This is a genomic window from Pelagicoccus sp. SDUM812002 (assembly GCF_031127835.1).
Taxonomy (GTDB): domain Bacteria; phylum Verrucomicrobiota; class Verrucomicrobiia; order Opitutales; family Opitutaceae; genus Pelagicoccus.
Map to the genome: position 1 here is coordinate 1 of NZ_JARXHX010000053.1, position 3,431 is coordinate 3,431.

Here is a 3,431-nt window from a genome sequence, read left to right on the forward strand (position 1 = left end):
CGGCAAACGCCCGCCTCTTTCACAACGCCCCAACCAAAATCACCCAACTTTAAAAGGAACCCAAACTGAGGCCTCCACGTATGGCCTCTGCGTTGAGCAAAAATAGATGACGAAGAAACAAAAGCTTCTCAAGATTTGCGGTATTCTCTTTCTCGTCGAGAACGCTCTTATCCTGCTAGCGGTAGGCGTCTTCTATCTCAGCATCGGTTTGATTGATAACGACGCTCCTGAATTCATAGAGGAAATGAACAAAGAGGTTCTCGGTAGCGGAAACGGCGAATGGCTGTGGAGACATTTTTCCGAAGCGAACAGACAGTACTATAAAAGAACCGATGTTATCCAGATGGTTAGTTCTCTCTTTTCTCAAAACCCAAACTACCAAGGATTCGAAATAGTCACACATACGGACCACAAGAGTCGGAGTCTTCGAGGAGAGCCATTCATACGATCTTACTATGTCACGACCGTGAATTATCCTGACTACGAATTACAAGTTGAGTACGACATAGGAAAACAGAACGGTTCTTGGTCGATTAACAAATTCAACATAAGAAATAATGCTCAACCAGGCAGCCCATACAACTCCGGCCAGTCGCTCCGCGACTGACCTCCGCGTATGGCTTTGACGTTGGAAGAGATAAGAATGAAAATAGTATCCTACCTATTACACGTTATCGCGATCATATACGCGACTCTTCTCATAGTAGATCTATGGAATATGGGCTCGAACATATTAAGGGCTGATGAACTGAAGCAAAGCACGCACCTGAATTTTGAGACAGTACTCTTTCCATTCGCGACTTGGTTTCTCGCAGTACGACTGAGAAATGGAGACAATAGGGCACGAATGATTACTATATGTGGGTTGGTTGCAGCTTTTATCACTGGTGCCCTTTTCACCATAAACACCTTCGAACCGTTCCTGAAGCAGCAACAGCTACCACCGGTCTTCTTGATAGGCATCTTATCTTCGTGGTTTGTCCTCCCGGTTGTTTGTATTTGGCTTCTCAGGAAGGAAAATAATTCCAACAAATCAGTGGTCACAACTCCGGACGCTGCGCGTCCTACGTCGTGACACCTCGACGTTAGCAAAGAAAAGAGAAATGGAACCCAATCAACTACCATTCTACCGGATCGAGAACATAGGACTCTTCGGCTATATAAAAACAATCATCCTCGGAAAGAACAGAGAAGTTCGATGGATCGACCAGCTCTCCGACGGGAAGAAAGAAAAAATACAAGGGGAATACACCGCAACGATTTCTAAAAAAGCATTTCTTCTAACAGTCTATTCGGAATCGGAACGAAGACGTGTTCCAGTAATCGTAATCAAGTGGAAAAGAAGTCGTGACGAAATAGCAGAAGCCATGTTCGGAGGAATGTCGGCATTCGAAGACATTGACCACTACTTTGATTCAAATGACCTAAAATGGTCATACTGGAAGAAGGGATGTGTGACATGCCATAACGAAAGTGGAGAAGAAACAACGAAGATCTACCTCAGATAAATTATGCTAATAACACTGTTAGCTAGATAATAATGATCCCTGATAGTTACGAACAAGATTTCAGAATCGTAGATTCGAAGGTATACCGTCTTCACAAAGACTGGAACAGCTTCCGCAACTTGTTCGATGTTCAGTCGCCAAACATCCCACTCTACAACAAAAACAGTGCTGAATTCTTCGAAGCATGGCGATTCATGTATTTGGGAACGTTGTGCGTGCGAGCATGCCAACTTCTAGACCCACACTATCAAGGTAAGAATAAAAACCTCACCCTGTTTACGTTCTACGATGATGCGACGTTTTTGACCGATAGCCAAAGATCATCACTGAAAGAAATGATCAATAAGCTTAAAAGCGATTCTTCGAAATTTATCGATCTCAGAAACAAACTGTTTGCCCATAGCGACTACGAAATAGCCCAACAGCAGGGAGGAACGCTTTACTCATTTAGTGATTTTGAATCATTCCTTTCGGAACTACGAACGATAATGAGAACCATCAGAAATTATCTGGGGCACTGTGATCGGAAGTATGAAGAAGCAAAGCTTGGAGACAATGGGCAGAGCGTCGTTGAAGGATTGGAACTACTAACACAAACAAATAGCTAACCAAGCGCTGCAGACAACGAGCGCAAGCGCTCGCCGTCTGAGCTTGGCGATATGTGAAGAATGATGAATGACTTCCAAAAATTGCGAAACGAATTCGAAGACGAGTTAGCTTTATGGCCACCGTCTGAACAAAAATTTGAAGATTCACTGGCAAAAGCTACGATGAACTCAGGAGTCGACCGAATAAAACTATCAGTACACCAAATGGAAATACTCCGAAAAATGTACCTCGAAGCTACTATTGAAGAAAAAAAGAAGATCCAAACAAAGGAATAAAACTATGATCGACTTGATATCGCACGCGGCAAATCAGCTCCTTTCTGATGTAAAAAGAAATGCACATATCAAGTCGCTCCAGACAACTCGCGCAAGCGCTCGCGTCTGAGCTCTGCGATTCGACGAAAAATAAAATGAAAGGACATTTACTGATCCTGATCGGTTCATCGATGGTAGCCGGAACAGCTATTACTTTCGCCATCTACTCGTACATAGCCGAGAGACGCATTAGCACCGTAATCGGACTATCGATGACAGCCATCGGAATGACACTCACGTGCATAGCTCAAGCCCGATCCATCTTGAAACTGTTGGACGAGCTGAATGAACTAAAAGGAACAGATGATTCTCGAAGCATTCAGCAAAAGAAGTCCTCAACCCATTGAATCCAGATCGTGTATGCAAAAAAATAATTTGGTCGAACAAGTCAGTCGATACAATTCGGGTAAGCGCTCGCCGAAATTCCGCCCCACCAGACACACTCAACCTCAACCCAACGCTCGAGCTACGTTTTGAGCTCACGTATCACTTCGGCGATGGGGAGATAAGGAATCTAAAGGATGAACAACTTGGCGACGTATCCAAATTCTAGATCTATGAAACAAAGATGAAGATCCTGCAACCGGGAGATGGATCGACTTTCGACAAGGCCAACCAACTCGAACGTCCTTTCAAAAACGATGATCCTGCAATGAAGAGAAAGATCGCATCACCCAACGGCAGCCAAAGACTGATTCCAAATATAGAAGAAGAAGCCCGAACTTCCATGTCCAACCCAACCCTAATTCAAAACCAAAAATCCCCATCAAGTCGGTGCTAACAACTCGTGCAAGCGCTCGCCTGAGACCTCTGCGATGGGGAGGTAAGGAATTTTAGAGAGAACAACTTGGCGACGTATCCAAATTCTAAATCCAAGAATGAAATATGAAGATCCTGCAACGGAGGGATAGATCGATTTTCGAGAAGGCCAACCAACCCGAAATCCCCTTCAATTAGGATTGATCCTGCAGCAAACGAAAGATCGCAATTTGACAATGGA

The 3,431-nt window shown here is 44.1% G+C and carries 5 protein-coding genes; all 5 read left to right on the plus strand.

Annotated elements, in window-relative coordinates; all coding sequences use genetic code 11:
• Window positions 1-106 precede the first annotated feature (106 nt).
• The 5 genes from QEH53_RS23335 to QEH53_RS23355 all read left to right on the plus strand — a co-directional run bounded on the left by QEH53_RS23335 (window position 107) and on the right by QEH53_RS23355 (window position 3,212).
• Complete coding sequence (locus tag QEH53_RS23335) at window positions 107-607, plus strand: hypothetical protein (RefSeq protein ID WP_309025645.1); 501 nt, start codon at window positions 107-109, stop codon at window positions 605-607.
• A 496-nt stretch (window positions 608-1,103) separates the two neighbouring features.
• Window positions 1,104-1,508: a hypothetical protein gene (locus QEH53_RS23340; protein WP_309025646.1), complete on the plus strand. Its 405-nt coding sequence runs from the start codon at window positions 1,104-1,106 to the stop codon at window positions 1,506-1,508.
• Between the two features lie 32 nt (window positions 1,509-1,540).
• Entirely contained in the window at window positions 1,541-2,116 is a 576-nt protein-coding gene (locus tag QEH53_RS23345; protein WP_309025647.1) for a hypothetical protein, read from the plus strand.
• 410 nt (window positions 2,117-2,526) lie between these two features.
• Window positions 2,527-2,778: a hypothetical protein gene (locus QEH53_RS23350; RefSeq protein WP_309025648.1), complete on the plus strand. Its 252-nt coding sequence runs from the start codon at window positions 2,527-2,529 to the stop codon at window positions 2,776-2,778.
• Between the two features lie 221 nt (window positions 2,779-2,999).
• Window positions 3,000-3,212 carry a hypothetical protein gene (locus QEH53_RS23355; protein WP_309025649.1) on the plus strand — a complete coding sequence of 71 codons (213 nt, stop codon included), beginning with the start codon at window positions 3,000-3,002 and terminating at the stop codon, window positions 3,210-3,212.
• Window positions 3,213-3,431: the final 219 nt, after the last annotated feature.